Origin of the sequence: Halobaculum sp. MBLA0147, from assembly GCF_041361345.1 — an archaeon.
GTDB lineage: Archaea > Halobacteriota > Halobacteria > Halobacteriales > Haloferacaceae > JAHENP01.
This window is the reverse complement of sequence record NZ_JBGKAD010000001.1, coordinates 1,361,449-1,388,240: the sequence shown is the minus strand read 5'-3', so window position 1 is coordinate 1,388,240 and position 26,792 is coordinate 1,361,449. Positions and strand designations below refer to the sequence as shown.

Sequence of the window (26,792 nt, the reverse complement as noted above, 5' to 3'; positions counted from 1 at the left end):
TGGCTCACCCTCGCGGATCGGTGTCCGGCCCGGGGTACTCACCGCCGACGACCTCCGCGTAGAGACTCGCCGGGTCGAACAGTGTCGCGAACGCCCGGGGTTCGCGGACGCTCACCCGGAAGTGGTCCGCGAGCCCGAGTCCGGCACCCGCGCCGGTGAGCGAGTCGTCGAACGAGAGGACGTGCATCGCCCCGCCGCGGTACGCGGACGCCAGCGCTGGGTGGTCCCCGGCCGGGTGTGTGACCGGTTCGCGCCACGCTTCGACACGATCTCGCCAGGCTGTGGCGAGTGACTCGTCGGTCAGCGACGCGATCACCGCCGCGGCGTCGGCCACCAGTGCGTCGCTGGCGACGAGCGTCGTCCACGAGTGCCGGCGCAGTTCGTCCAGCGCCGCTCTGGCGTCCTCGTCGCCGAGGAGGTCGGCAGCGAGTACGTCCGCGTCTACGACGACGCGCGCCGGCGACGGCTCCACGCGTCCGTCCGTCTCGCCGCCGTCTCCGTCGCCGCCTCCGCTGCCGTCTCCGCCGTCGTCGCTCGCGTCGGTTGGTGGCGTCGTCTCGTCGTCCGTCCGCGTCTCGGATCGCACCGCCGCGAGCCGCTCGGAGGTCTCCGCGACCGTCGGCGACGCGTCGACACGACCGAACAGTCGCTCCCAGTCGTCCATACCGCTCGGAGACGGCGGACGGACAAGTCACTCCCGACCGACGACACCGTGCTCGCTCGATCACTCACGTCCGTGGTGATCGACGAGTGGTCGCTCCCCCTCGGTCGCAGACGGACCGGACGCCCCCGGCGAGAGGCCGACTCGCTCGCCGACTGTGGGTGCCGTCGTGCTCGTCGCCACCACCGAACAGTCCGCGGCGTCGTCGAGCTCGACCGTGACGCGGTACTCCGTCGTCGTCGGGACCACCCGACGCACGCGGCCGGTGACCGGCGCGTCGGTCGGATCGCCGACCGCGACCCGTTCCGGGCGGATCGCACGCCAGTCGTCGGTGGCCTCGTCGCTCGGACCGCCCATCTGCTCGCCGCCGTCTTCCCAGTCGACCGTCGACGGGACGACGTTCGCGCCGACGAACTGCGCGACGAACGGCGTCGCCGGTCGCTCGAACACCGTCGCCGGCGTCCCGACCTGCCGGACGTGCCCGTCGGCGAGCACCGCGACGCGGTCGCCCAGCGCCCGCGCGGTCGTCCGGTCGTGGGTGACACACACCGTCGTCCTGTCGGCGAGCCGCTCGACGAGGTCGCCGCGGAGTCGCTCCCGCGTCGGTACGTCCAGCGCCGCGAGTGGTTCGTCGAGCACCAACACACCCGGATCGACCGCCAGCGCACGCGCCACCGCGATCCGTCGTCGTTCGCCGCCAGACAGCGTCTGTGGGTCTCTGTCGGCGAGCTCGGCGACGCCCAACGTCTCCAAGAGCGCGTCCGGGTCGCCCGTCGTCTCGTGGTAGCGCGCGCCGAAGGAGACGTTCTCGCGGACGGAGAGGTGCGGGAACAGCGCGTCGTCTTGGAACACGACACCCGTGTCGCGCCGTTCTGGCGGCGCGTCGGTCACGTCCCGCCCGTCGATCTCGACGGTTCCCGTGTGCTCGTTGAACCCCGCTATGCACTCCACGAGGAGTGTCTTCCCGCTCCCACTCGGGCCGAGGAGGACCAGTGTCTCCCCGGCGGCGACGTCGAGACTGGCGTCGAGTCGGAACGCCTCCTCCTGCTCGTCCCCGAACGCGGCCGCGACGTCGAACGAGAGGGAGACGGTCACCGAACCACCCCGATGCCGTCGCCGTCGGTGACCCAACGGACCAGGAGGAAGATCCCGGCGCTGACCACCAGCAGGACCGCCGCGACGGCGCCACCCTCGGCGAGCCCACGGCTCGTGTAGGTGGTGTAGACGAACACCGGTGCGTGTTGGGCAGTGACTTGGCCGACCCCGGGAACGAACAGTTGGACGGTGTAGGCGACGACCGCGACGGCACCGAACTCCGAGACGCCGCGCGCCCACGCCAGCACGCCACCGGTGACCACGCCCCGCTTCGCCAGCGGGAGCGTCACGCGACGGAACGTCTCGAACGGACTCGCACCCTGCGACCGTGCGGCACGCCGGAGGTCGTCGTCGACGGCGGCGAACGCGTCCCGCGTGGCGGCGACCACGTACGGCGCACTCACGAACACGAGCGCCAACACTACTCCCGGGAGCGACGAGAGGATCGGGACACTCGGGAACACCCCGCCGCGGCCGAAGCCGAACAGGACCACGATCCCGGCGACGGAGTGGGGGACGACCAGCGGGAGGTCGACCAGACTCTGGACGACGGCTGCGCCGGTGAACCCGCGTGCGAGGAGGTACGCCAGCGGCACCCCGCCGACGGTAGCGACACCGGCGGCGAGCACCGGCGCGTACACCGTCACGAACAGCATCCGGTGGACGGCGGGTCGTCCCGCTGCCGCGGCGACGAGACCGGGGTCCAACTGGAACGCGAACGCGAGCAGCGGCAGCCCCAACGCGAGCACCAACAGCGAGCCGAGCGTCGCCGTCACGACACCGAACCACCCGTCGTCGGTCCGCCACCCGAGCAGTGCCGCCGATCCGACCGCGACCGGCACGTACAGTGTCGGTCGACCGACCGCCGCAACCGCAGCGTACGCGGCGACCTGAACGGCGATCACCGCCGAGACGGCCGTCGCCGGCCCGACGCGGGCGTCGAAACCGCCCCGTTCGCTGGGAGCCGACCGGTGCTCGGTCCGAGACGGCTCGTGGGCCGGTGTCTCGGGGGTGGCCGACCGTTGTTTCGACACGGATACAACGACTCGTCGGTGGCTCATAACGGTTTTGTCCGGGCCACTCGCACCGCGACACGTGAGCGAGGAGACGGCGTCCGACGGCGCACGAGCCCCGACGGCAGCGACGGTGTCGGTCGGACTGAGCGTCGGGGAGACGACGTTCGCGACCGCCGACGCCGCCCTACTGCGCGCGATCGACGACGGCGGCTCCGTCCGGGCGGCGGCGACGACGCTCGGGCGATCGCGGGCACGAGCGCTGGATCGCCTGGAGACACTGGAGGCCGCGTTCGGGGCGCTCGTTGAACGACGACGCGGCGGCGCCGACGGTGGGGGGAGTCGGTTGACGGCCGGCGCGCGCGAGCTCTTGGACCGGTTCGACCGACTCCAGGCTGCGCTCGCCGGCACGGCACGCAACACCGAGTCCGTGGTCCGTGGTCGCGTCACCCGACGCGAGGGGGAACTCGCCGTGGTGGAGACGAGCCTCGGCGCGGTCCGCGCGGTGGCGGTCGACGATCCAGACCCGGGAGAAGCCGTCACCGTGAGCGTCGGGGCCGACGCAGTGACACTCCACGACCCCGACGGTGCGCCGACGCCCGACACCACGAGCGCACGCAACCGGTTCGACGGGGACGTCCGGTCGATCGACCGGGGCGACGCGGTGGTCACCGTCTCCGTGGCAGTCGGCGAGGAGACGGTGACGGCACTCGTGACGGCCGAGAGCGCAGACAGACTCGGCCTGGCCGACGGCGATCCGGTCACGGTCTCGTTCAAGACGACCGCGACGCGTGCGGTCCCGACCGCGTCGGAGTGACCCGGACGGGAGTGATCCGACGGCGACCGCCAGAACCGAGATCAGAGCGCGTCCAACACTGCGTCGGCGTCCGCGTCGGCCGGCACCGGCTCGCCGCCGGCCTCGTAGGCGGCGTCCGGATCCTTCAGCAGGTGCCCAGTGGTGAGACACACCACGTCCTCGTCGGCACCGATCTCGCCGCGCTCGCGGAGCTTCCGCACCCCGGCGACACTGGCCGCGGAGGCGGGCTCGACACCGACACCCTCTCGCGCGAGGGCCCGCTGTGCCGCGGTGATCGCCTCGTCGTCGACGGCGACGGCGGTCCCTCCGGTCCCGTGAACTCCCGGGAGCGCCTTCGGCGCGTTCACCGGGTTGCCGATCCGGATCGCCGTCGCGCGCGTCTCCACGTCCGGCCACCGTCTGATCTCGTCGTTCCCCTCCTCGACGGCTTCGACGAGCGGGGCCGCGCCGGCCGCCTGGACGCCCGTGAGCGCCGGGACTTGCTCTGGTTCCATCGCGTCCGCGGCGACGAGTTCGCGGAACGCCTTGTACAGCGCCGAGGTGTTGCCCGCGTTGCCGACGGGGAGCACGATCCGGTCCGGGAAGGTGCCGTAGTCGGCGTGGAACTGCTCTAAGATCTCGAAGCCGATCGTCTTCTGGCCCTCCAGGCGGAACGGGTTCAGAGAGTTGAGCAGGTACGCCTCCCCGCGGGCGGCCAACTCCTGGACCACGTCGAGACAGTCGTCGAAGTTGCCGTCCAACTCCACGATCCGCGCGTCGTGGAGACTCGCCTGTGCGACCTTCCCGGCGGCGACCTTCCCCTGTGGAAGCAAGACGAGTGTCTCTAGCCCCGCACGAGCACCGTAGGCGGCCAGGGCGGCGCTCGTGTTCCCCGTCGAGGCGCAGGCGAGGCGGTCGACCCCGACCGCCTGTGCCACGCGCACCCCGACCGTCATCCCGCGGTCCTTGAACGAGCCGGTGGGGTTCATCCCCTCGTGTTTCACGCGCAGCCGGTTCACGTCCGCGTCCTCGCGGATCCGCGGAACGCGGTGGAGTGGCGTGTCACCCTCCGGGAGCGACACTCCCTCTTCGAACGGGAGTGCGTCGGCGTACCGCCAGACGCCGCGGTCCGTCGGCGACGCTTCGAAGTCGTCGAAGTCCGGGTGGTCGGCGTACCGAACCTCGAGCAGTCCGTCACAGTCGTCGCAGGTGTACCTGATCGCGTCGAACGGCGGGAACGTCGCGCCGCAGGCGACACAGGCGAGCCACGTCCCGTCGGTCGCCGCCGAGGGAACCGACGGCGTCGACTCCGCACCGCCCACGAGCGGCAGTTCGGCCATACACTCCTCTCGTCGTGCTCGGTGAAAAGTCGGGCGCTCGGTGTCAGACGTGCCGGTCCCCGCGCCGGGGATCGATCGCGGCGCCACTCGGACCGTCGGTCACACGGCCACGGGGGCCGAGAGTCACGAGTTCGCGTCGTGCTCGTCGGACTCGCTCGTCTCGTCCCGTTCGGGCGACTCGTCGGCGACGGCCGCGGCGGCCGCCTCCGGAGCGAACGTCGCCGTCGCGACGGCGTCGTCGGGCACCTCGAACTGCACCGTCTCGATCTCGCCGGCGGCCAGTGCCGGGAGCCGCTCGTTGAACCGTCGGTACGGCTCGCTCGCCTGGTGTGTCTCCGCGGCGTCGGCGCCGGTGTACTGTTCGAAGAAGCGAGCCACCGGGGGGTCGTCGACGCTCAGACTCGCACGGTACCGCACCGTGTTTGGCTCCTCCCGCTCGGCGTGTGCGACCAGTTCGGCCGCGATCCCGCGGAACGCCCCCTCCCGCTCGGGGTCGATCGGAATCTCGGTGTGGACGACGATCACGGGTGAGTCTCCGGCGGCGACGGTGAGTAGCTTGCGGCGGATCTCGCACCGCGAGACGGGCGTGTGGCGGTCACCGGCTCCGACAAGTCGGGACCGGGAGAACGGGGGCGTCGACGGGCACGCGAGACGCGTGCGTCGCGACCGCAAACCACCTTGCCGTCGAACACCGACGAGAGGCCGATGGAGGTCGTCGTCTTCGGCGCGGGGTCGCTGGGGAGTCTCGTCGGGGGGGTGCTCGCTCGCGAGCACGCGGTGACACTCGTCGGCCGCGACCCACACGTCGCCGCCGTCCGCGAGTCCGGACTCCGAGTGACGGGTGCAGTCGAGGCGACGGTCGCGCCCGCGGCGACGACCGACGGGACTGGTCTCGACGCCGACCTCGCCGTCGTGACGGTGAAGGCACGCGACACGCCGACCGCCGCCGCGGCGCTCGCGAGTGGCTCCGTCGAGACGGTCTGGTCGCTGACGAACGGGTTGACCGAGGAGACGCTCCACGGGGAGTTGGGCGATCGGGTGCTGGCCGGGACCGCGACCTACGGCGCAGAACTCGTCGAGCCCGGAGTAGTGCGGTGTACCGGCGTCGGTGAGCTCCACGTCGGCGCGTTGCCGGGACTCGGTGGTGGTGCCTCCGGCGACGACGGCCACGACACGCGGTTCGACGACGACCCCTCCGCACGTGCCGAGCGAGTCGCGGCGGCGTGTCGGGCCGCCGGGCTCCGGTGTACCGCCGACGCGGACATGGCGCGGCGACGCTGGGAGAAGCTCGCGGTCAACGTCGGGATCAACGGCGTCACCGCGCTGGCACGGGTACGCAACGGCGCGGTGCGAGACGACCCCGCGAGCGAGACGGCGGCGCGTGCGGCTCGCGAGACCGCACGGGTGGCGCGTGCCGAGGGTGTCTCGTTGTCGGACGAGGCAGCCGTGACGGCCGTCCGGGAGGTCGCGACGGCGACCGCCGAGAACCGCTCGTCGACGCTCCAGGACGTACGCGCCGGCAGGCAGACGGAGGCGGACGCTATCCTCGGTGCGGTCGTCGAACGCGGCGAGCGGGCCGGGGTGGCGACGCCGACGACGCGGACGCTATGGGAACTGTTGGATGCGTGGGAGGAGCGTCGGACTAGCCAGTAGCAACCTCATCATACCGAACTGCTCCAAAATGTACTTCTATTCTAGAGTCACAACACTGGCCCAGATGGACGACGAGGACGGACTCGTCGCCAAACAACGGCGAGTACTACGACGGGCGTACGACGAGACGCCACAGACAGTTCGCCGTGTCATCGGGCTCGCTCTGTTCGTCGTGCAGGCGTTCGTGTCTGCGACACTCGTGGCGAACGCCTCGTTCCTCTTCGAACACCCGACACTGACGATCGGCGCAGTGAGTCTCGTCGCCGTACTCTTGCTGTTCGCGGTCGTGTATAGCCTCGCCGAGACCGTTGAGGAGGGGGAGCCAGTCACACGGGTTGGGGACGAGCGATCCGAAGAGAGACTACGGACTCTCGAGTCCCGTCTCGCCGGTCTCGAACGTCAATTCGACGAATTCGACTCACGTCTCGATCGTCTGGAGGACCGTACTCCGTCCCCCGACAGAAGCGGAGACAGTTCCTCCACGCACGGATCGAGCCGTGTCGAGGATCGTCTCTCCGAACTTGATCACCGAGTCGCCGAGATGTCCGAGAGACACGGCAGGAGCCTTCGCGACCCGGATATCGAGGAACTAGGGAACCGAGCGGGTAGTGGTGGAAAGAGCCAAGAGCCAGAAGGCAGTAGTGTGCATTCGGACGCAGACGACAGAGAGACAGAGACCGAGTGAGTATGTCACGACAGACCCCGTACGGAAGCCGGTTCAGGTTGTGGCTGGAGAGCACGGCGTTCCAGTACGCGCAAGCCGCAATCGTCGCGCTCACTCTCCTCTGGTCTCTCGTCGCCGTACTGACCCTCCTGACAGCCACCGAGGTGAGTGATATCAGCCCGACACTCCTCGCGATCGTGTGGTCGGCACTGAGCTTCGCGCTGTTTCTTCTGTTCGACTGGCTACGGTGACTCGACCCAGTCGAATCACGCTCCGCTCCGAACGGTACTCTCTCGGGTCGAATTTGGGTCGGATCTCGAAAAACACCCTTTCCACCACGGGACCGACGGTGAGCCGTGAACACGAAACTCCTCGTCGCCGCGGCGGTCCTCGTGGCCGTCGGCGGCGGTGCGGTCGCGGTGATCGGTCCCGGTGACTTCTTCCTCCCCGAGGAGACGACACAGGGGGACGGCACCGTCCTGGCGACGGAGACGCCGAGCACTACCGACGGCGCGACGGGCGACACCGAAGAGACGGCGTCGGGTAGCGACGGGACGCCGTCCGGTGACGGCGGGACGGCGGCGATTGACTCGGGCTCGGACGGTGACGGCTCTGCGACGGTGCTCGCGAGCGGCGAGTTCGTCGGGGTCGACGGCCACGACGTGTCGGGGCGTGTCTCGCTCGTCGAGCGCGACGGGGACCTCTACCTCCAGTTCCGCGACTACCAACAGACCAGCGGCCCCGACGTGTTCGTCTACGTCACCCCCGCAGACGAGCCGACGACGAGCGGCCCGGTGAACGCCGGGACGAAGGTGCGGTTGGACGGCGGCGGGGACGGCGGCGAGGCGACCAAACGCGGGACCTTCGTCCAGAAGCTCCCCGACTCCGTGTCGGCCGACGACGTAGAGGGGATCGCGATCTGGTGTGAGGCGTTCGGCGTCCCGTTCGGGTACGCCGATCTGACGCGGTGACGACGGAGCGGTGTGGTCTTCGGTGTATTCACCCGAGTGACCCACCGCAGTCAGACGCGACGGTTGACGGTCACGCTGCCGAGTCGAGTCGACACCGCCAACTCCGGCCCCCCGTCGCCGACGACCGCCTCTCCACCGATCGATCCGGCACCGGCACCGTACGAGTCGATGGCCGGTGCTCGGAGGGTCCCGAGAGTCGTCGACGCGGAGACGGTCGCGTCCAGGTCGCGTCCGAGTTCGAGCGTGACGCTGCCAGTCCGGGTCCGGACGGTGGTATCGCCGTCGATCGCCGGCACGTGGGCGTCGATCCCTCCCGCGGTCGAGACGAGGCGACCGACCGCGGCCGGCTCGTCGACACTCACCGAGCCGTTCGTCGTCTCCACGTCCACCACGCCGTCGACACGCGCGAGCGTCACCGAGCCGTTCGTGGTCCGGACCGACACGTCTCCGTCCGTGTCGGTCACTGCCACCGAGCCGTTCTCCGTCGTGACACGCTCCACCGAGCCGTCGCGCACGTCCACACGCCCGTGGGTCGTCGTCACCGTCCCCACCCGTGCGTCGACCGTCTCCACCGAACCGTTCGTGGTCTCGACGCGCGTGACCGGGAGGGTCGACGGTACCCGCACCGCGAACGACACCTCGCCGTCGGCGTCCGCCGGGTGGTCCGCCCGAATCTGGAGTGGGTCCTCGTCGCCGCCAGTGGCGACCACCGAGAGCCGTTCCAACCCCGCCTGCGTCTGCGCCCGTCTCGTGACCTCGACGACGACGGCTCCCTCCGCTCCCGTCTCCGTCTCGACGGCGTCGTCGTCACCGTGCTGTGTCTCGTCGCCAGCGCCGGACGTGGTCCGGTGTGTCCGGAGGTCGACGTGCCCGTTCGTCGCCTCAACCGACACCGACGGTGGCCGCTCGAACCGGAGCGTCTCCGTCGCCTCGTGGTCGTACGTCGCGTCGCTCCCCGCCGCTGCCGCCGAGCCGATCACCGTCTCGACGAGTCGTCCGAGTGCGCTCACGACCACCGATACCGGGGTGAGACACGTAAAACTCCGCAGAAGCGGCTTTCTGTCGAGTGAGTGATACTCCTCCGGTGCCGGAGACTCACGACCGGCGGTACGGTGTGCGACCCTCCTCCGTCGCCACCTCGGCCTGGAACGCCTCGACCGTCGCGACGGCGTCGTCGGTGTCGGTGCGACACCGGCCGTCGTCGACGACCACCTCGCCCTCGACGAGCACCGTCTCGGCGTGGCCGTGGAAGCTGTAGATCAGGTTCGACAGGAGCCCCTCGTCGCCGATCGCCGGCGTGAGCGCCGGATCCGTGGCGTCGAACAGCGTCACGTCGGCGCGGTGGCCGGGGACGAGCGAGCCGAGACGGTCGTCGAGGCCCAGCACCGCTGCCCCCTCGCGCGTGACCAGATCCAGCGCCCGCTGGGCGTCCATCGCTGTCGGGTCCGCGCGCTTCTGGAGGAGCGCCGCCAGTCGCGCCTCCCGCAGCGGCGCGAGATCGTTGTTCGACCCTGCACCGTCCGTCCCGATTCCGACGGCGACACTGTCGGGGAGTGCCGACACGTCCGCCACGCCGCCCCCGAGTTTGAGGTTCGCCGACGGACAGTGTGCGACACCTGCGCCGGCGGCGCCGAGTCGCTCGCGGTCCGCGTCCGTCAGTTCGGTACAGTGGACCGCGACAGTGTGCTCGTCGAGGACGCCGAGGTCGTCGAGTACGCCGACGGGAGTGGTACCGTAGGCGTCGCGAACGCGCTGCACCTCGGTCGCGTTCTCGGCGACGTGGACGTGGAACGGAATCCCGGCGTCTGCGGCGACCTCGTGTGCCGCTCGGAGTAGTTCGGGTGTGGCACGGTAGACGGAGTGGACCGGCACGGACGGGTGCAGCGTCGGCCGGTCGGCGAAGGCCTCGACCGCCTCACGTGTCGTCTCCAGTCGCGGGCGCGTCTCGTCCGGACCGGGTGGCTCCTCCTCGCCCATCGTGCTCCCGATCACCGCTCGGATGCCGAAGTTGGCGAACTCGTCGGCGAGGTACGTGTTCCACATGTCGTGGACGGTCGTCGTCCCGCGTTCGAGCATCAGTCGCGTCGCGAAGCGACAACCCGCGCGTTTGGTGTCGCGGTCGACCGCGGCGGTGTAGGTCCCGTTCGTCGCGAGCCACTCGAACAGGGGCTCGTCGTCCGAGAGCCCACGCGCGAACTGCATCGCGGTGTGTGCGTGGCAGTTCACCAGCCCCGGGACGGCGATCCGGTCGCGACAGTCCAACACGCGGTGGTCAGACTGGTCCGCGAGATCCGACTCGACGGCGACGATCTCCCCGTCTTCGAGGAGGAGGTCGACGTCGTGAGCGACCGTGCGGTCGGCGTCTTGGAGGAAAGCCGTGTCGATGTTCGCGAGGCGCACGGAGTCGTCTCGGTCGGAATCGTGAAGAAAATGCGGGCAGTGTCTCTGCGTGGTCACTCCACGAGCACGACACGCTCCGCGGCGGGTACAGTCGCGCGGCGTGCGACTGTCCCTCACGGTCTCGGAACTCGAACTGCCAGTAGTTCTCGCCGTCGTCGTCGGTGCCCCCCGTGACACCCTCGAACGTCTCGATTCGGACACCGGGCTGTGTGTGCCGGTCGAGGAAGTCTGCGACGCTTCGCCGGAGTCGCTCCCGTTGTTCCCGTTCCAGGTTCCGGTACTCGACCGCGTTCCCGAGGAGGCCACCGACCGCACCACCGATCAGGACACCCGCGGGACCGAACGGGGTTCCCAGCGCCCCACCGGCGACGAGTCCCGACAGTGCGCCCGCTCCCGAGGTGTCTTCGAGGTCCACCTCCACACGCTCGGACTGTGCCCGTCCGGAACGGGCATCCCAGCCGCCGTCCGTGGCCGCGTCGGGACTCTCCACACTCTCTATCGTGTCTCTGGGGATGTCAAATCCATCGCCGACGGGTGTCTCTCCCGTCCCGACGGACACCTTACTGGTGCTTCTGCATCGGGACGAAGTACGGGTCCTCGGCCTTCTCCTCCCGTTCGGTGCGGAGGTGGTCGAGGAACGTCCCCAGCGCCACGTCGTTCAACTCGCGCTCCTCGCGGTCGCGGACGGAGACGGTCTCCGCCTCGGCCTCGTCGCTGCCGAGGATGAGCATGTACGGCACGCGGTCGTCGTGACCCGCGCGGATCTTCCGGCCGATCGTCATGTCGCGGTCCTCCACCTCGACGCGGAAGCCGGCCGCCGAGAGGTCGTCCGCGACGGACTCGGCGTAGTCGAGTTGGTCGTCGGAGATGGGGAGGACACGCACCTGCTCGGGGGCGAGCCACAGCGGGAAGTTCCCCTTGAAGTGCTCGATCAACACGCCCATGAACCGCTCCATCGAGCCCAGCAACGCCCGGTGGATCGTCACCGGCCGGTGTTCCTCGTTGTCCTCGCCGACGTACGCCAGGTCGAGCCGCTCGGGGATGTTGAAGTCCACCTGCACCGTGCCGATGGTCCACTCGCGACCGAGCGCGTCGATCCCGTTGACGCCGATCTTCGGGCCGTAGAAGGCCGCCTCGCCCTCCTCGACCTCGTAGTCGAGCCCCTCCGTCTCCAGGGCGTTCCGGAGCGCGTCCGTCGCGGTCGCCCAGATCTCGTCGTCGCCGATGGCGTCGTCACCCTGCGTCTCCAGGACGTACTTCACCTCCAGGCCGAACGTCTCGTAGATGTCCTCGATCACGCGGACGTGGTCGAGCAGTTCCGCCTCCAGTTGGTCCTCGCGGACGAACGCGTGGCCGTCGTCCTGCGTGAACCCGCGGACGCGGAGCATCCCCGACAGTTCGCCGGACTGCTCGTTGCGGTAGCAGGTGCCGAACTCCGCGAACTTCAGCGGGAGGTCGCGGTAGGAGTGCCGCTCGTCGCCGTAGACGTGCGCGTGGTTCGCGCAGTTCATCGGCTTGAGCCCGTACTCCGTCTCGTCTTGCTCCCACGCGAACATCTCCCCCTCCTCTTTGAACGCGTCGTAGTGGCCCGTCGGCTTCCACAGCTCCGCCTTGTTCAACTCGGGGGTCCACACCTCCTCGTACCCCAACTCGGCGTTCTTCTCGCGGATGTACTCCTCCAACTCTCGGCGGACCGTCATCCCGGCCGGGTGGAAGTGGACACACCCCGGGGAGTGGTCGGGGACGGAGAAGAGGTCCATCTCGCGGCCGATCTTCCGGTGGTCGCGTTCCTTCGCCTCCTCGCGGCGTTCGAGGAACGCTTCGAGGTCGCTCTCGGACGCGAAGGCGGTGCCGTACACCCGCGTCAGCGTCTCGTTGTCCTCCTCGCCGCGCCAGTAGGCGGTGGAGATCTGGAGCAGTTCCACCGCGCCGATCTCACCCGTCGAGGCGACGTGTGGCCCCTGACACAGGTCCTCCCAGCCGTCTTGGACGTAGAAGGAGACGGGGTCCTCGCCGGCGGCCTCCTCGTGGAGGATGTCGCGTTTGAACTGGTTGTCTTCGTAGGTCGCCAGCGCCTCCTCGCGGGACCGCTCCTCGCGGACCAACTCGTAGTCGGCCGCCACGATCTCCTCCATCTCCGCCTGGATCTCGTCGAGGTCGTCCTCGTCGAGGTCGACGCCGTGCACGTCGTAGTAGAAGCCGTCGTCCGTCGACGGGCCGATGGCGAGTTTCGCCTCCGGGTGGCGTCGCTGGAGCGCCTGTGCGAACACGTGCGCCGCCGTGTGCCGGAGCACGTCGAGGTACTCCTCGGACTGGTCGGTGACGATCTCGACCGCGGCGCCGTCGTACACCGGCGTCGCCTTGTCGACGAGGTCCCCGTCGAGGACCCCCGCCACCGTGTCGTCTCCGAGTCCGGGTCCGATCTCGTAGGCCACGTCCTCCACGGACGCCCCCTCGTCGACGGCGAGTTCGGAGCCGTCCGGGAGCGTCACCGTGAGTGCTGACATACGCGACTGGAGTCCGAGCGGGCGAATAAGTCTTGCCGATGGACGAGCAGCCGTGTCACGGTCGTGGACGGGTGGGGTGCCGGTCGCGGAGCGAACGTGGTGGTGCAGTCGTGGCGGGTCGGGGTTTCGGGTGCAGACTACGGCCGTGACGGCGAGGTTCCGCCGGTACTCGGACCCCGCCTCCGGACCGCTCCGCACAGCACCTCACCCTCCCCAACCTCGTCGCTCGCTTCGCTCGCTCCTCCTACGTCAGAGCACGCTCTGACGAGGTCTCACTCACTCCGTTCGCGAGACCCTCGCGCGTTTCTCGCGCGCCACCCACAACTACTGGCCTATCTGCACACCACCAGACGAGCGGTGATGTTCAGATACGGGTGGACCGTCGGGTCAGACTAGCACTCGGGAAGCCCCGAGGGGATCGCCTCGTCCGGGACTACTGGCCGTCCCAGAACCGTTCGAGCCCGAACTCGAGCATGTCGGGGGAGACGGTCTGGAACTCCTCGCGCACCGGGTCGGGGAGGAACTCCCGGACGGCGTTCCACGAGTCGCTGGCGTACCGGCCGTCGACGAGCACCCGCACGCCCACCTCTTCGGGGCCACGGATCACGCGGCCGATGGCCTGGCGTGCCTTCCGGACCGCCGGGACGGTGAGCGCCGTCTCGAACCCGTCGCGGGAGAACTGGCGGTCGTAGGCCGTCCGGACCGCCGACGTGGCCGGCGAGGCCGTCGAGACGATGGGGACGCCACAGATCACCGCCCCGGCGAGTTTGTCGCCGCTGTAGTCGACCCCCTCCGTCAGCGTCCCGCGGATGCTCGTCACCAGCGCCTTTCCCTCCCCCGCGAAGAACTCGTCTTTCAGCGCCTCCGTCGCCGCGTCGGAACTCGACTCGTCGAGCAAGACGGGACAGTCCACGCGGTCCGCGAGCACGTCCGCGAGCCACGCCGCCTCGCGGTAGCTGGGCATCCCGACCAACACGTTCCCCGGCGTCGTCGCGACCACGTCGACGACGGCGTCCGCGTGGACCTGCCGCGTGTGGTTCTCCGCGGGGTCGACCGGCGCACCGCGGTTCTGGTAGGTGAACTTCGGCGCGTCCACGGCGAACGAGACGCGATTCTCGGCCGGGAACGAAAGCGGGTACGTCCGCTCGACCACCGGCCGCCCCTCGTCTTCGAGGTAGTTCAACCCGGTCACCTCCCGGAACACGTCCGTCGGGGCCAGCGTCGCGCTCATCAACACGCCGCCGCCGAACTCCGCGAGGCGCTCGCCGATGGCCGACGCCGGCACACAGTTCTGGAGCGCCAGCCGGGCGTTGTACACCCGCCGCCAGGAGTCCGGCGCCCCCGTCTCGTCGAACGTCGGCTCCAACTCCACCTCCCGGAAGAACGACTCGTGGTCGTACTGGTACCACGCCGTCAGCACGCGCCCGACGGCCGGCGCGGCACGGCGCCGGTCCTCGTCCTCGGCCTCGTCGAGGATCCGCTCGACGGTGGCCCCGACCGCCGCCGCACGCGACCAGACCCGGTCGCCGTACCCCGCCTGCCGCGCCCACTGGCTGATCGCGTCCTCCGCGGGCCGCTCCGGGTCGCGCAGGGGGAGTTCGTACGACTCCAGCCGGTCCGGATCCGTCTCCTCCCAGCCGGGGTTCGCGCGGTCGAGGTGTTCGGTCACGCGCCGATCCAGTTCCTCGCGGAGGTCGCGGACGAACTCGCGCAGCCGCCGCAGGTCGTCCAGATCTACGTCGGCGTCGTCCAGTTCCCCGCGGACCAGGTCGGCGTCGGTCGAGCCAGCGGCCGCCTTCCCCTCGTCCTCGAAGGCGACGGGCTGGATCACCCGCGTGAGTTCACCCTCCGCGTCCCGCAGTGTCGCGTCGCCGACGCCGTCGGAGACGAGGTCCCGGACGCGTGGTTCGAGCATGTGCGCCTCGTCACAGATCAGGAACGTCCCCTCGTCGATCAACGCGCCGGTGAACGCCGCGGCCGTCGTCGGGTCGAACGCGTGGTAGTAGTTGCCGACGACGACCTCCACCTCCGTCGCCAGCGCACCCATCACGGAGTGGGGACACGAGCCGTAGCCGGCCGCCAGTCCGACGAGATCCTCCGTGTCGATCACTCCGTGGTCGGCCGGGTCGAACGGTACCGCGCCGCCGTCGTCGTCGCCCTCCGCCGTGTCGTCGAGGTACTGCGCGTAGAACGGGCAGTACTCCGTCCCGTCGGCGTCGGCGGCCGTCGGGTCCGTCCCGTCGCCGTAGAACTCGGGTGTCTCCGGGAGGTACGGCGTCGGTTCGCCGGCGGTCTCGAGGAACGGCGTCCGGTCGCTGCCGCTGTCGACGATGCCGGTCTGTGCGCGCCGGGCGTCCTCGACGAGTGCGCCGGCGCTCGTCTCGCCACCCTCGCCGGTCAGCCCTCGCGTCCGGTCGCGCAGTCCCTCACAGCGGTCGTACACGTTGTGGTCGTCGACCCCGGCGGTCGTCTCGCGGGCGTACGGACACACGTCGGCCTTCCCGACGAGGGTCAGCGCCGACACGGGGTCGTCGTCCGGCGGGTCGTCGTTGATCGTCCGCAGGTCCGCCTCGAACTGCCGCAGTTGCTGTTTGACGCTCGTCAACACCAGCACGCGCTCGAAGTCGCTGTCGGGGTCCCGAACCATGTCGATCCCGGCCGTCAGCGCCAGCATCGTCTTCCCGGTGCCACAGGCCCCTTCGAGACAGACGTACCCCTCCTCGCGGGCGGTGTCGCGCACCGTCTCGATGCCGTCGAGCTGTTCGGCGTACGGCTCCGCGTGCCCGAACACGCGCCGCCACGACGGGGTGTCGGCGCCGGTCGCGTCGGTTCTGTCACTCGGACCGGTTCCGTCGGTCGCACCGACTCCGTCGGAGCCACCGCTCTCGCCGCTCTCGCCGGTCCCGCCACTCTCGCCGTCGTCGCCAGTCGTCTCTCCTCGTGTCGACTCCCCGCCGCTCACGGTCGTCAGTTGGGACGCCACGGATTCAATCCGTCGGTGGTCGCCCGATCGGTCTTGAACCTCCGTGTCGGCAGGGTGTCAGTTCGTGAGATCCTCGAGCCACGCGACGGCGTCGTCGACCTCGCCGAACACGTCGACGTCGATGTCGGGCATCTCGATCTGACTCTTGACTGCGATCCCGGCCAGACTCTCCCCGACGATGGCGAGGTGTTCGAGTCCGACGGCCTCGCCCGCCTCGTTCCACCCGTCCGCGATGAACGACTGGAGCTCTCCGTCGACGATCACGTCCTCGGGGAACACGCTGATCGTCCCGACCTTCTCCGGTGGGTCGTGGACCTCCATCCACGCCTCGTTGATCGCCTCCATCGTCTCCACGTCTCCGTCCCACTCGCAGAGATCCCACACCACGAACGCACCGTGGTCTTCGTACTCGACTGGTACGTCTGTGAAACTGGTCGCCATGGTTCGTACACGACAACACTACTCCGGTTGAAAGTATTTTTGAAAACTAGGTGGAGCTGATTGTGTGGGTGTTGGACACGACAGTGGACGCTGGCCGGAGGCGACGGTCACCGGAGTGAGACGACGATCCGACCGCCGTCGTCGTCGACACGCCGGTAGGAGGGCCCGTCGGTCGGTGGGTCGTCGGTACCGCCGGTGGCGTCGGCGTCGCTCGGTGTGTCGCCGGAGCCGCCGGCGGTGTCGGTGTCGTCGCCCCCGCGCACGACGCGGAACGCACGGAGTTCGACGACGAGCCGTCCGTCGCGGTCGGGGAGTGTCGCACGGAGTATCGGTCCTGTCGCGGTGACGACGAGGTACGGCGGAGCGGGGACGGGGTCGGCGGCGAGACTCGTCCCCAGTTCGTCCGTCGCGGTCGGGAACAGTTCGAGCAGCGCGGCGAGCGTGCCGTCCGCCCGGAGGCGCCGTTCCAGCGGCGCCACGACGGCCTCCCGATCTGGGGTCGCGTCGCCGTCCCACGCCTCGGCGACGGCGTCGGCCGCGTCCCAGACGCGTGCGATCGACTCGGCGTGGTGGTCACGCAGCCGCGCCGCGACGCGCGCGGCCTCGTCGGTGTCGTTCGGACTCGTCTCGCCATTCGACGCACACGGGCCCCTTTCTCTGTCCGACACGGTCCGAGACGTGTAGCCGCTCCCGTGTGACACTGACGGTGTGGAGGTCGTGGGTCGCTCGTCGTGTGCCGACCGGCTTTTGCCCGTCGCCCACCGACGGCGGGTATGGACGCGACAGACGTGGCCGAGGCGATCGAGGCGGGGATCGAGGACGCGAGCGCGGAGGTGACGAACCCACGAGTGCACGACGACGAGACGGAGGACGCCCACTACGCGGCGGTCGTCGTCTCGCCGGCGTTCGCGGGCGAGAGCATCGTCGACCGCCACCAGATGGTGTACGACGCCGTCGGCGACGCGATGACGACGGAGGTCCACGCCCTCGAGATCACGACGTACACGCCCGAAGAGTACGACGAGGGCTGAGGCTGGGCACGAGACCGACTGGAGGACGGCGTTTCGTCCCGGACCCACGCCTCACTCTTCGGCCGGCACCGTCCCGGTCACCGCGACGCGGTCGCCGACCGCCAGTCGGTCGCCCGTCGTCTCCGCCGGGACGACGGTGTTGAGCGCCAGGCGGAACGCGCCGTCGAACCGCGGCCCCTCGCTCCACGCGGGGAGGGTCTCGCGACGGCGCTCGACGAACCGCTCTCGAAACTCGGGTGTCTCGGCGCCGGTGTCCGGGTCGCGTGTCGGCACCACACAGCGCCGACACGGCCCCTCGCCGTACAGCGTCGTGTCGCCGACGGCGACCGAGACGAACGTCGAGCGGTCGTCGTACAGTCGATCCTCCCAGAACGCGGGGAGTGGCTCGTCGCCCCCGCTCGCGACGACGAGGTTCGCGCGGAACCGGCGTAACACCTCGCCGGGCGTCAGGTCGAACCACGCCGCGACGGTCGCGAGGGTGGCTCGCGAGACGACCGTCGGCCCGCTTGCAGTCGTGTCGTCCGGGTAGCTCGGCTCCGTGACCGCCGCCTCGACCGTGTAGCCGAGGTACTCGCCGACCCACGCGGCGAGTTCGTCCGGCCCGCCGTCGACGGTCGTGTCGTCGGCCGTCGACGCGTCCGCCGGAGTGGTCGCGTCCGCCGGAGTAGTCGCGTCCGCCGGAGTAGTCGCGTCGCCCGAGCCGTCGTCGAACCCCGGCACCGCGAACGTCGCCGGCTCCGGGACCGTCCCGGCGGCCGACCCCGACTCCTCGGCGCTGGCGTCCGAGCCGCCGGTGGCGTCCGGATCTCCGGTGGCGTCCGGGTCGGCGCTGGCGTCCGGATCTCCGGTGGCGTCGGCTCGCTCCCCGACAGAGAGTGTCACAGTCCCGGCGGCCGTGTCGTAGTCGGCCACGATCCGGTGGAGTGCGGGCTCGCGTTTCCCGTTGACGTAGTCGCCGTCGGCGTCGACGAGTGCGACGGTGCGGTCGGGCACCAGCCCGCCGTCGGGGCCGATCCGTGCCGCGTCGACCGCGACGCCGTCGAGCGACTTCACGGGGTACACCCTGATCGTGTCGAGTTCCGCCGTCGGCGCGGCACCCGCGTCGCCGTCGTCTGCTCGTGTCACGGACACGCTTCGACGCCGGTGGGCAAAAAGCGGGCCGGACGCCACGCGCCCCGCCTCGTAGCTCCGCGAGCGGGACACGGAGGCGAGCGTCGCGTCGGGACCCCCGACCGGACCGGGGATTCAACACCGTCGCGCGAGACGGGCGGACGATGGAGGTCGAACGCCCGCGACTCCCGGCGGCGCTGCTCGACGGCTGGCGCGAGACGGAGACGAGCGTCGAGCGCCCGTTCGACGCCCGCGTGGTGTCGGTCCACGCCCACACTGTCGTGTACGACGACGCCGCGCTCACCGAGCGCCTCCGCGAGACCGCCGGCGTCGACGGCCGCTGGCGGTTCTTCGTCGCCGCCCGCCTCGCGCTCCGCCCCCGCACGTCGCCGTCGCGACCACTCACCCGCGTCGTCGCCGACCGCGCTCACGCGGGCTTCGCCGACCGCCTCGCGAGTCGCGGGCTGACCGACGTTCGCGAACGCGGCACCGAACGTCGTACCGTTGCGGGGACCGAGGCCCGTGTCGCCCGCTACGAGGCGGTGTACGACCCCGGTCCGGTCTCCGTCCGGACGACCGCCCGCGTCGCCGTCCGACCGGCGGACGACGCCTACCTGCTGGCTGGGGGGGCGTACCCGACCGCCGTCCGCGACGGCCGCGACGTCGAGACACGAGGTGCCGTCGACGCGGCGCTGGCGCCCGAGGACTTCGACGAGGAACTCGCCGAACTCGTCGCGGCCGTCGAGTGACTCCGCGCCGCTCGTGAGCACTCGCTCGCTCGCCCGCTGCGACGACTCCGTCCGTCTCCCGAGACTGGCTCGCTCGTCTCCCGAGACGTGGTCACTCGACCGCCGGGACGGGCCCGCTCGCGTACCGCTCGCGGGCGACGGTGAGAATTTCTTCGGGTGGACACGAGCGGAGTGCGCCGTCGGTCGGGACGAGTACCTGTCGCGGACGGCCGATCCCGTGTGGGACACGATTCGTCTCGATCACGCCACGGTCGACGAGACGGGTGGTACACCGCGAGATCTCCGTCCGGCTGGCGAGGTCGACGGACTCTGCCCACTCGCTGACGCGCAGCGTCTGGAGTTCGTGGCGGGCCGCGACGACCAACACCGTCGTGATCGGGTCGAACGGTTCGTCGCGGCGCAGTGTCTCGGCGTCGACCACCGCCAGCAGCGTCCGTGCGGCACCCGGGAACGCGTCGGCGAACGTCGAGACGAACGTCGACAACGGGGGGAGCGGGGCCGCGACACTCGTCGCCGTCGCCCACACGCGTCCGTACCGCTCGCGGAGGCCGTCGGCCAGCGACGACGACGTGGCGGTCAGTGTCTCGACCCTGTCGCCGACGCAGAGGTGTGCGTGTGTCCGGTCGCCGACGACGGTGAGTCGACCGTCGACGCTGGAACACTCTCGGATCGCGAGCACACCTGCACGACGGAGATCCGCGACGAGTCCACTCCGGCGGAACGTCGCGAACAACTCCTCGCGCTCGGCCGGCGTGAGGAGGAGCTGGACGGACGCGTCCTCGCCCGCGTCGGTCGTGTCCTCGCCTGCGTCGGTCGTGCCCTCGCCTGCGTCGGTCGTGCCCTCGCCCGTCTCGGCCGTGTCGACGACTCCCTCGGGCACGTCGGTGCCGTCGTCTCCAGTCGGCCCGTCGGAACGGTGGTCGGTACCGCGTGTGACACCTCCGCCGAGACCGGTGTCCTCGACACACTCGGCCACGCCGGGAGCGTCCCTGCCGAGGAGATCTGGCCCCGGATCCGTCGGTGCGGCGAGTTCGGTGCGGTGGAGAGCAGTCACCAGTGACTCGGTGACGTTCGTCGGCGGTGCGACACACAGTGTGGGACTGTCGGAGGCGGTCGACCTGTCTGCGAGACACGTCGCCGTGTGTGCTCGGGGACCCATGTGCGAAGGTCCACACGCCGACAACTTGAAATTGGGTGCCGACAACTAGTCTGAATTTAGTGAGACATTCACACGCACCGTGTGGGAGTGAGGGATCTGGGAGACAGGTCGGGGTCGGCAGACGGAGAGCCGTCGTCCGAGTAGCGTTCGCAGTCGCCGGTCGCGGGCGCCCGTCAGTGCCCGTCCTCGACGGCACGACCGAAGGTGAGGTACCCCGAGTGGCCGACGCCGGCGGTGTCGGGGCGTGTGCCACGCTCGCCCACGTCGAGTTCGCGCTGGATCGTCTCGACGGTCTCGACCCCGGCGAGGCCGGCCTCGCGGGCCGCGAGTGCGACCTCGCGAGCGTCCTCGACGAACGGCGAGTACACCGCACAGAAGCCGCCGCGCCGCAGCAGGTCCGGCGCACGTTCGACCACGGCCGGCGCGTCCGCGGTGTCCAACGTCAGCAGGTCGAACCCGGGCTCCCGGTCGACGAGCGTCGACAGTTCGTCGGTCACGTCGCCCGTCCTGACCTCGACCGCGTCCGCGACCCCACCCAGGCGCACGTTCTCGCGAGCCACCTCGGCGAACTCCGGGTCGACTTCGTAGGTGACGACCTCGGCACCGAGCCGGGCGAGGTACGCGGCCAATACGCCGGTACCGGTGCCGGCGTCCAACACGGTGTCACCCGCCTGCGCGCCGGTCTCGCCGACGATCAGTCCCACGTCACGAGGGAGCATCGGCGCACCCGTCCGCTCGAAGTGATCGAACAGGTCCGGCCCACGGAGCCGGCGGACGTGGAACGCCTCCCCGAGGTGCGTCTCCAGGGTGTCGCCGGGTTCGGCGTCCTCGGGGACGGTGAGCACGCCCAGGTCCGTCTGGAGTTCGGCCCCGCGCTCGCGGAGGTACTCGCGGTCGGAGTCGGGGTCGTCGTGGACCAACAGGAGGGTCCGTCGGGTCACTCCAACTCGGAGATGGCGGCGGCGAGGTCGCCGTCGACGGCCGCCAGCGTCTCGCGTGCCTCCGACGGCGGGACGCCCGCCCGCTGTGCGACCAGTTCCACGTCCTCTTCGGGGATGGCGTCGGCCGCCTCCTCCCCGTCGGCCGCGTCGGTGTCACTCTCGTCACCCGACTCCAGCGCCTCGTCGTCGCCGCCGGCCACCTGGTGGGTGTCCGGCGAGCCGACGATCTGGTACGTCTCCTGCCCTTGGGCGTCCATCTTCGTCACCTGCGGGGCGTCGAAGACGAGTTCCTCGTCCTCGGTGACGATGACGACCGACTCGGCGTCGAGCTCCTCCATGTCGATCCCCATCTGCTTCATCATCTGTTCCATCTTCCGCGGGTTCATGCCGCCGCCACCGAACATGCCCCGACCGACGGTTGCGCCGAGGTTAAGCGTGACGACGCGGGGCGAGCGTGTGCCGTCTGCCGGCAGGTGACGCGCTCGATTCCGTCCGGCAGCAGGTGGACGGTGAAACGGTGAGACACACTCCACGGGGACGGGGACCGGACCACCGTCCTCTCACGAGCCTTTTGTACGAAGCCGCCGAACCGGAGTGTGTGCCCACGATCAAGGACAGCGTCCACGACCACATCGAGGTCGACGGCGTCGCCGCCGACCTGCTGGACACGCCGGCGGTCCAGCGGCTCCGTCGGATCTCACAGCTCGGCACCGTCAGACTCGTCTACCCCTCCGCGAACCACACGCGGTTCGAACACTCGCTGGGTGTCTACCACCTCGCGGACCGCGCGCTCGACTCGCTGGGCGTCGCCGGCACGGAGGCCGAGCGCGTCCGGGCGGCCGCGCTGCTGCACGACGTGGGTCACGCCCCGTTCAGTCACAACGTCGAGGCGCTCCTCCACCGCCGGACCGGCCTCTACCACGACGACGTGGGCGAGTTGCTCACGGACGCCACCGTCGGCGAGGTGTTGCGCGACCACGACTTGGAACCGGACCGCGTCGCCGGGTTGATCGCCGGCGAGGGGCGGTACGGCCAGTTGGTCTCCGGGGAGTTGGACGTCGACCGGATGGACTACCTCGTGCGCGACGCCCACCACACTGGCGTGCCGTACGGCACGATCGACCACGAGCGACTGATCCGGGAGTTGACCTTCGCGGACGGGGAGTTGGTGCTCGCGGAGGGGAACGTCCAGACCGCCGAGTCGCTGCTGTTGGCGCGGGCGCTGATGAACCCGACCGTCTACACCCAACACACTGCCCGGATCAGCAAGGCGATGTTGCGGCGCGCGACGGAACGGCTGTTGGACGAGACGGACCACACCGCCCACGAGGTGCGGCGATGGGACGACTACGACCTGCTGGCCGCGCTGCGGGCGACGGAGGCGACCAGCGAGTTCGCGCGCCGGTACGACGAGCGGGACCTCTACAAGCGGGCAGTGTGGGCGGAGTACGACGACGTGCCGGCGCGCGTCCGCGAGTTCGATCACGACCAGGAGCGGGCCGCAGAGCGCGCCGTCGCGGACCGCGCCGGGCTCGACGCCAGCGAGGTGATCGTCGACGTGGAGGCCGAACCCACGATGCGGGAGTCCTCCTCGGAGGTCGTGGTCAACGACGAGGTGCGACGCCTGGAGGACGAGTCGCCACTCGTCTCCGCGCTGCGAGTGGCACAGCGCCGCCGGTGGCGACTCGGGGTGTACACGCACGCCGACGCGACGGACCGCGTCGGCGCCGCCGCGGTCGAGGAACTCGGCTTGGAGGCCGACTCGGCGCCGGTCTCCGAGATCCGCGAGAGCGTCCACCAGACGCTCGACGAGTTCGGTGCGGAGTGAGTCGTCGAGAGAGCGGCCGATCGGCCGACGAGAGACGTCGCCGCTCCGTCAGTCGCGAGTGGATCGACCGGCGCAGAGGTTGCCGGTACGTCAGTCGGCGGCGGAGCGGCCGACGGGGGGTCGCCGCTCCGTCAGTCGACGACGAGTTCGATCGGGTAGTCGGTGAGGTTCCGGTAGCCGTCCTCGGTGACCACGACGGTGTCCTCGATCCGCACGCCGCCGACGGCGGGATCGTACAGCCCCGGCTCGATGGTGATCACGTTGCCCGCCTCCAACTCCTCGCCGCGCGGACTCACGCTCGGGGCCTCGTGGACCTCCAGGCCGAGCCCGTGACCGGTGGAGTGGATGAACCCCGTCTCCGTGCTCGGGTCCGTCCGGAACGTCGTGTACCCCGCGTCCTCGTACACGTCACACGCGGCGCCGTGGACCTCGCTCCCGGTGACCCCGGCCGCGACGGCGTCCAGTGCCGCCTCCATCGCCTCGTGGGTCAACTCGTACCGTCGCCGCACCTCGTCGCTGGGTTCGCCGACCACGAACGTCCGCGTCATGTCCCCGTGGTACCGCGTCTCCTTGTCTCGCGGGAAGATGTCGACGACGATCGTGTCGTCGGCCGTCAGCGGACCGCTCCCCCGCTCGTGTGGGTCGGCGGCGTCCGCCCCACAGGCGACGATCGTCTCGTCGAGCGCACAGCCGTGGCGCAACAGCGTCACCTCGATCTCCCGGCGGACGCGCTCGCTCGTCAGCGGCTCGCCGTCGTGGTACAGCGTCCCGTCCTCGACGGTCGCCGCCCGGAGGAGCTCCTCGGCGGCGGCCATCGCGGTCTCGTTGGCCGCCTGTGCCTCGCGGATCCACTCGACCTCCTCGTCCGTCTTCACCGCGCGGAGGTCGCCGACGGCGTCGTCGTCGTCGACCGTCACGTCGACACCCACGTCGCGCAGAGCGTCGGCGATGCCCAGCGGGAACCGGTCGGGAGCCAGCACCGACTCGACGCCGGCGTCCGCGAGGAACGCCGCGACGAGCTTCGCCGTGCCGGTCCGTTCACCGTGCTGCTCGATCAACTGCTGGCGGTCGTAGTCCGCGTACCGGGCGACGTGGTCCGCGTCGGCGGCGGTCTTCGCGCGGCCGTACTCCAACCCGCTGACGAGCAGGTGGAGGCCGTCGGGGGTGTAGACGGTGAAGAACGGGTCCGGCGCGTCGAACCCGGAGAGGTACCGCTGTGTCGCGTCGTCGCCGCCCGCGTTCACGAGGTAGCCGTCCGCGTCCGCCGCGGCGAGTGCCTCGTCGACTGCAGTGAACTGTCGTGTCACGTCTCCTCGGTGGGTCGCGGGTGGCAAAGCCGTTGTCCACTCGGTCGCGTCGGGACGGTCCGGCGAGTGTCTGCCGTCACGACGCCGGCCAGTGGGGCGTCTCCAGTCGCACGACGCCGTCGACGGCGTCGAAGTCGTCGTCGAACGAGTAGAGGTACTCGACGCCGACCCGTCGCATCCAGGCGACGATCACGGCGTCCGTCAGCGACAGCGCGTCGTACCGGCGAAACACCGACCGACCACGGTCGAGGTCCGCCGAGTCCGTGGCTGTGATCTCGAACCCGACACTGTCGGCGAGTCCGTCGAGCGTCGCCACCGCAGCCGGGTGTGAGCCGCGGCTGTGGACGTAGTTCAGCGTCTCTTCGAGGACACCCCCCGGGACGGCAGTTCTGGGGAGCTCCGCACGGTCGATCGCTCGTGTCAGTACCGTCGCCCGCTCGTGGTGTTGGTCGCGTTCGAGGCGAGCGGCGATCAAGACGTTCGCGTCGACCGCCGCTCTCACGACTCGAACTCCGGTGTCCGGTCGTGGTCGGCGACCGCGTCCGTCGGCTCCTCCGTCACGATCGGGTCGAGCGCGTCGAACGCACCGGGGTACTCGCTCTCGAAATCGGTAGAAGGGTCCGCAGCGTCGTCACTACACTCCGTCGTGTCGCCGTTATCGACCGTACCCGACCCGTCGACGGTCTCGTCGTCGTCCGTTCCCGACATACCAGTGTGTGGTGCGTCTCCGTACTTGAACACTCGTCCCAGGAACTGGGCGGACACCACTCCGGGTCGAGTCCAGTCGTCGACCACCGACTGCCACCTCCGACACCCATTTGCACGCCGCCGCACACCCCCGACCATGGACGCACACGTCGCTCCCTCGCGCGTCGCCGGACGGGTCCACGCGCCGCCCTCGAAGAGTTACACCCACCGCGCGCTGTTGGCCGCCGGCTACGGCGAGGGGACGGTCGTCGAAGACCCACTGTACAGTGCCGACCCCGTCGCCACCGGGCGCGCGGTCGCGGCCTTCGGTGGCGACGTGACGTGGGACGACGCGGCCGGCGAGGCACACGTCGAGGGGTTCGCCGGGCGCCCGGAGACACCCGCCGACGTGATCGACTGTGGCAACTCCGGGACGACGATGCGACTCGCGGCCGCCGCGGGCGGGCTCGCCGACGGCCTCGTCGTCCTCACGGGCGACGAGTCGCTCCGCTCGCGCCCGCAGGGCCCGCTGCTCGACGCGCTCGCGGACCTCGACGGCCGTGGAGAGTCCACTCGCGGGAACGGGCAGGCACCCCTCGTCGTCGGGGACGGTGTCGCCGGCGGAACCGTCTCGATCCCGGGTGACGTGTCCTCGCAGTTCGTCACCGCACTGCTGATGGCCGGTGGCGTCACCGAGTCCGGGATCGAGATCGATCTGGAGACGGAGCTGAAGTCCGCCCCGTACGTCGAGATCACGCGCGAACTGCTCGCGGACTTCGGTGTCGAGACCGAGCGGACGGCCGCCGGCTTCGCCGTCCCCGGCGGACAGACGTACGCGGCCGACCGTTACGCCGTTCCGGGCGACTTCTCGTCGATCTCGTACCCGTTGGCCGCCGGTGCGGTCGCGGCCGACGAAGAGCCGGTCGTGATCGAGGGAGCCCGCCCGAGCGCGCAGGGCGACACGGCGATCGTCGACGTGCTCGACCGGATGGGCGGCGACGTGTCGTGGGATCGGTCGGCCGGCGAGTTGACCGTCGCCCGCGCGCCGCTGTCGGGTGTCGAGGTGAGTGTGGCGGACACGCCGGACCTGTTGCCGACGATCGCCGTCTTGGGTGCCGTCGCGGACGGGGAGACGCGGATCGTCGACGCGGAGCACGTCCGCTACAAGGAGACGGACCGCGTGGCGGCGATGGCGGAGGCGTTGGACCGACTCGGCGCGAGCGTCACCGAGGAGCCGGACGCGCTACACGTCCACGGCGACGACTCCGCGTTGACGGGGGCGACACTCGACGGTCGCGGCGACCACCGGCTCGTGATGGCGTTCGCGGTGGCGGGGCTCGTCGCCGACGGGGAGACGACGATCCGCGGTGCCGAACACGTCGACGTGTCGTTCCCCGGCTTCTTCGACGCCCTGTCGGCGCTCGGCGCGGACGTGTCGACGACCGAGTGAGGAGCG

27 protein-coding genes are annotated in these 26,792 nt (G+C 70.4%); 9 read left to right on the top strand and 18 right to left on the bottom strand.

The genetic code is table 11. From position 1 onward, the window contains the following. Positions 1 to 4: 4 nt before the first annotated feature. Genes RYH80_RS06630 through RYH80_RS06620 form a run of 3 tightly spaced genes read right to left on the bottom strand, consistent with a single transcriptional unit; the run spans position 5 to position 2,790 of the window. Entirely contained in the window at positions 5 to 664 is a 660-nt protein-coding gene (locus RYH80_RS06630) for a DUF7384 family protein (RefSeq protein ID WP_370903062.1), read from the bottom strand. 60 nt (positions 665 to 724) lie between these two features. Continuing rightward, positions 725 to 1,756 carry an ABC transporter ATP-binding protein gene (locus tag RYH80_RS06625; RefSeq protein ID WP_370903061.1) on the bottom strand — a complete coding sequence of 344 codons (1,032 nt, stop codon included), beginning with the start codon at positions 1,754 to 1,756 and terminating at the stop codon, positions 725 to 727. Further along, on the bottom strand, positions 1,753 to 2,790 hold the full coding sequence (locus RYH80_RS06620; RefSeq protein ID WP_370903060.1) for an ABC transporter permease: 1,038 nt from the start codon (positions 2,788 to 2,790) through the stop codon (positions 1,753 to 1,755). Before RYH80_RS06620 ends, RYH80_RS06625 begins: the two co-directional genes overlap by 4 nt. A gap of 61 nt (positions 2,791 to 2,851) precedes the next feature. On the opposite strand from RYH80_RS06620, the gene RYH80_RS06615 reads away from it, so the two are divergent. Next, positions 2,852 to 3,586 (top strand): TOBE domain-containing protein, encoded by a 735-nt coding sequence (locus RYH80_RS06615; RefSeq protein ID WP_370903059.1) that lies wholly within the window; start codon positions 2,852 to 2,854, stop codon positions 3,584 to 3,586. 41 nt (positions 3,587 to 3,627) lie between these two features. On the opposite strand, the gene thrC is transcribed toward RYH80_RS06615, so the two are convergent. Both thrC and RYH80_RS06605 read right to left on the bottom strand, forming a co-directional pair. After that, positions 3,628 to 4,905 (bottom strand): threonine synthase, encoded by a 1,278-nt coding sequence (thrC, locus tag RYH80_RS06610; RefSeq protein WP_370903058.1) that lies wholly within the window; start codon positions 4,903 to 4,905, stop codon positions 3,628 to 3,630. Positions 4,906 to 5,028: 123 nt separating this feature from the next. Next, positions 5,029 to 5,430, bottom strand: a complete 402-nt coding sequence (locus tag RYH80_RS06605; RefSeq protein ID WP_370903057.1) for a putative quinol monooxygenase — start codon at positions 5,428 to 5,430, stop codon at positions 5,029 to 5,031. Between the two features lie 180 nt (positions 5,431 to 5,610). Between RYH80_RS06605 and RYH80_RS06600 the strand changes: the two genes are divergently transcribed. The 4 genes from RYH80_RS06600 (at position 5,611) to RYH80_RS06585 (ending at position 8,193) form a co-directional block, all read left to right on the top strand. Next, positions 5,611 to 6,558, top strand: coding sequence for a ketopantoate reductase family protein (locus RYH80_RS06600; RefSeq protein WP_370903056.1), 948 nt, complete (start codon positions 5,611 to 5,613; stop codon positions 6,556 to 6,558). A gap of 250 nt (positions 6,559 to 6,808) precedes the next feature. Then, entirely contained in the window at positions 6,809 to 7,243 is a 435-nt protein-coding gene (locus RYH80_RS06595; RefSeq protein ID WP_370903055.1) for a hypothetical protein, read from the top strand. A gap of 2 nt (positions 7,244 to 7,245) precedes the next feature. After that, entirely contained in the window at positions 7,246 to 7,473 is a 228-nt protein-coding gene (locus RYH80_RS06590) for a hypothetical protein (RefSeq protein ID WP_370903054.1), read from the top strand. Between the two features lie 105 nt (positions 7,474 to 7,578). After that, on the top strand, positions 7,579 to 8,193 hold the full coding sequence (locus tag RYH80_RS06585; protein WP_370903053.1) for a DM13 domain-containing protein: 615 nt from the start codon (positions 7,579 to 7,581) through the stop codon (positions 8,191 to 8,193). A 50-nt stretch (positions 8,194 to 8,243) separates the two neighbouring features. Here the strand turns inward: RYH80_RS06585 and RYH80_RS06580 are convergent, their stop codons facing one another. The 6 genes from RYH80_RS06580 to RYH80_RS06555 all read right to left on the bottom strand — a co-directional run bounded on the left by RYH80_RS06580 (position 8,244) and on the right by RYH80_RS06555 (position 17,192). After that, entirely contained in the window at positions 8,244 to 9,203 is a 960-nt protein-coding gene (locus RYH80_RS06580) for a DUF4097 family beta strand repeat-containing protein (protein ID WP_370903052.1), read from the bottom strand. Between the two features lie 85 nt (positions 9,204 to 9,288). Further along, positions 9,289 to 10,593, bottom strand: coding sequence for an amidohydrolase family protein (locus RYH80_RS06575; RefSeq protein ID WP_370903051.1), 1,305 nt, complete (start codon positions 10,591 to 10,593; stop codon positions 9,289 to 9,291). Positions 10,594 to 11,153: 560 nt separating this feature from the next. Next, positions 11,154 to 13,100 carry a threonine--tRNA ligase gene (gene thrS, locus RYH80_RS06570; protein WP_370903050.1) on the bottom strand — a complete coding sequence of 649 codons (1,947 nt, stop codon included), beginning with the start codon at positions 13,098 to 13,100 and terminating at the stop codon, positions 11,154 to 11,156. Between the two features lie 433 nt (positions 13,101 to 13,533). Beyond that, positions 13,534 to 15,891, bottom strand: coding sequence for an ATP-dependent DNA helicase (locus RYH80_RS06565; protein WP_370904671.1), 2,358 nt, complete (start codon positions 15,889 to 15,891; stop codon positions 13,534 to 13,536). A gap of 249 nt (positions 15,892 to 16,140) precedes the next feature. After that, complete coding sequence (locus tag RYH80_RS06560; protein ID WP_370903049.1) at positions 16,141 to 16,524, bottom strand: hypothetical protein; 384 nt, start codon at positions 16,522 to 16,524, stop codon at positions 16,141 to 16,143. 107 nt (positions 16,525 to 16,631) lie between these two features. Continuing rightward, positions 16,632 to 17,192: a DUF7988 family protein gene (locus tag RYH80_RS06555; RefSeq protein ID WP_370903048.1), complete on the bottom strand. Its 561-nt coding sequence runs from the start codon at positions 17,190 to 17,192 to the stop codon at positions 16,632 to 16,634. 105 nt (positions 17,193 to 17,297) lie between these two features. On the opposite strand from RYH80_RS06555, the gene RYH80_RS06550 reads away from it, so the two are divergent. Then, positions 17,298 to 17,555 (top strand): BolA family protein, encoded by a 258-nt coding sequence (locus tag RYH80_RS06550; protein ID WP_370903047.1) that lies wholly within the window; start codon positions 17,298 to 17,300, stop codon positions 17,553 to 17,555. Between the two features lie 51 nt (positions 17,556 to 17,606). Here the strand turns inward: RYH80_RS06550 and RYH80_RS06545 are convergent, their stop codons facing one another. Then, positions 17,607 to 18,680: an MOSC domain-containing protein gene (locus tag RYH80_RS06545; protein ID WP_370903046.1), complete on the bottom strand. Its 1,074-nt coding sequence runs from the start codon at positions 18,678 to 18,680 to the stop codon at positions 17,607 to 17,609. 149 nt (positions 18,681 to 18,829) lie between these two features. On the opposite strand from RYH80_RS06545, the gene RYH80_RS06540 reads away from it, so the two are divergent. Continuing rightward, positions 18,830 to 19,414 carry a DUF6517 family protein gene (locus RYH80_RS06540; RefSeq protein WP_370903045.1) on the top strand — a complete coding sequence of 195 codons (585 nt, stop codon included), beginning with the start codon at positions 18,830 to 18,832 and terminating at the stop codon, positions 19,412 to 19,414. A gap of 91 nt (positions 19,415 to 19,505) precedes the next feature. On the opposite strand, the gene RYH80_RS06535 is transcribed toward RYH80_RS06540, so the two are convergent. The 3 genes from RYH80_RS06535 to RYH80_RS06525 all read right to left on the bottom strand — a co-directional run bounded on the left by RYH80_RS06535 (position 19,506) and on the right by RYH80_RS06525 (position 21,918). After that, positions 19,506 to 20,573 carry a transcriptional regulator TbsP domain-containing protein gene (locus RYH80_RS06535; protein ID WP_370903044.1) on the bottom strand — a complete coding sequence of 356 codons (1,068 nt, stop codon included), beginning with the start codon at positions 20,571 to 20,573 and terminating at the stop codon, positions 19,506 to 19,508. A 173-nt stretch (positions 20,574 to 20,746) separates the two neighbouring features. Then, positions 20,747 to 21,514, bottom strand: a complete 768-nt coding sequence (locus tag RYH80_RS06530; RefSeq protein WP_370903043.1) for a methyltransferase domain-containing protein — start codon at positions 21,512 to 21,514, stop codon at positions 20,747 to 20,749. Beyond that, positions 21,511 to 21,918 (bottom strand): nascent polypeptide-associated complex protein, encoded by a 408-nt coding sequence (locus tag RYH80_RS06525; protein ID WP_370903042.1) that lies wholly within the window; start codon positions 21,916 to 21,918, stop codon positions 21,511 to 21,513. Before RYH80_RS06525 ends, RYH80_RS06530 begins: the two co-directional genes overlap by 4 nt. 194 nt (positions 21,919 to 22,112) lie before the next feature. On the opposite strand from RYH80_RS06525, the gene RYH80_RS06520 reads away from it, so the two are divergent. Further along, positions 22,113 to 23,342 (top strand): HD domain-containing protein, encoded by a 1,230-nt coding sequence (locus RYH80_RS06520; RefSeq protein ID WP_370903041.1) that lies wholly within the window; start codon positions 22,113 to 22,115, stop codon positions 23,340 to 23,342. Between the two features lie 131 nt (positions 23,343 to 23,473). Here RYH80_RS06520 and RYH80_RS06515 read toward each other — a convergent pair whose 3' ends face one another. The 3 genes from RYH80_RS06515 to RYH80_RS06505 all read right to left on the bottom strand — a co-directional run bounded on the left by RYH80_RS06515 (position 23,474) and on the right by RYH80_RS06505 (position 25,357). After that, complete coding sequence (locus RYH80_RS06515; protein WP_370903040.1) at positions 23,474 to 24,649, bottom strand: M24 family metallopeptidase; 1,176 nt, start codon at positions 24,647 to 24,649, stop codon at positions 23,474 to 23,476. A gap of 76 nt (positions 24,650 to 24,725) precedes the next feature. After that, positions 24,726 to 25,151 (bottom strand): type II toxin-antitoxin system VapC family toxin, encoded by a 426-nt coding sequence (locus RYH80_RS06510; protein WP_370903038.1) that lies wholly within the window; start codon positions 25,149 to 25,151, stop codon positions 24,726 to 24,728. After that, positions 25,148 to 25,357 (bottom strand): hypothetical protein, encoded by a 210-nt coding sequence (locus tag RYH80_RS06505; protein ID WP_370903037.1) that lies wholly within the window; start codon positions 25,355 to 25,357, stop codon positions 25,148 to 25,150. Before RYH80_RS06505 ends, RYH80_RS06510 begins: the two co-directional genes overlap by 4 nt. A 136-nt stretch (positions 25,358 to 25,493) precedes the next feature. Here RYH80_RS06505 and aroA point away from each other — a divergent pair, with 136 nt between their 5' ends. Further along, positions 25,494 to 26,786 carry a 3-phosphoshikimate 1-carboxyvinyltransferase gene (gene aroA, locus RYH80_RS06500; RefSeq protein WP_370903036.1) on the top strand — a complete coding sequence of 431 codons (1,293 nt, stop codon included), beginning with the start codon at positions 25,494 to 25,496 and terminating at the stop codon, positions 26,784 to 26,786. The last annotated feature ends 6 nt before the right edge of the window (positions 26,787 to 26,792 follow it).

What these genes read in the sequence shown, in the direction of transcription:
- RYH80_RS06535 (WP_370903044.1), bottom strand. Translation starts at nt 20,573, where the DNA reads ATGGGTCCCCGAGCACACACGGCGACGTGTCTCGCAGACAGGTCGACC.
- RYH80_RS06600 (WP_370903056.1), top strand. Translation starts at nt 5,611, where the DNA reads ATGGAGGTCGTCGTCTTCGGCGCGGGGTCGCTGGGGAGTCTCGTCGGG.
- aroA (WP_370903036.1), top strand. Translation starts at nt 25,494, where the DNA reads ATGGACGCACACGTCGCTCCCTCGCGCGTCGCCGGACGGGTCCACGCG.
- RYH80_RS06525 (WP_370903042.1), bottom strand. Translation starts at nt 21,918, where the DNA reads ATGTTCGGTGGCGGCGGCATGAACCCGCGGAAGATGGAACAGATGATG.
- RYH80_RS06560 (WP_370903049.1), bottom strand. Translation starts at nt 16,524, where the DNA reads ATGGCGACCAGTTTCACAGACGTACCAGTCGAGTACGAAGACCACGGT.
- RYH80_RS06550 (WP_370903047.1), top strand. Translation starts at nt 17,298, where the DNA reads ATGGACGCGACAGACGTGGCCGAGGCGATCGAGGCGGGGATCGAGGAC.
- thrC (WP_370903058.1), bottom strand. Translation starts at nt 4,905, where the DNA reads ATGGCCGAACTGCCGCTCGTGGGCGGTGCGGAGTCGACGCCGTCGGTT.
- RYH80_RS06540 (WP_370903045.1), top strand. Translation starts at nt 18,830, where the DNA reads ATGGAGGTCGAACGCCCGCGACTCCCGGCGGCGCTGCTCGACGGCTGG.
- RYH80_RS06590 (WP_370903054.1), top strand. Translation starts at nt 7,246, where the DNA reads ATGTCACGACAGACCCCGTACGGAAGCCGGTTCAGGTTGTGGCTGGAG.
- RYH80_RS06505 (WP_370903037.1), bottom strand. Translation starts at nt 25,357, where the DNA reads ATGTCGGGAACGGACGACGACGAGACCGTCGACGGGTCGGGTACGGTC.
- RYH80_RS06630 (WP_370903062.1), bottom strand. Translation starts at nt 664, where the DNA reads ATGGACGACTGGGAGCGACTGTTCGGTCGTGTCGACGCGTCGCCGACG.
- thrS (WP_370903050.1), bottom strand. Translation starts at nt 13,100, where the DNA reads ATGTCAGCACTCACGGTGACGCTCCCGGACGGCTCCGAACTCGCCGTC.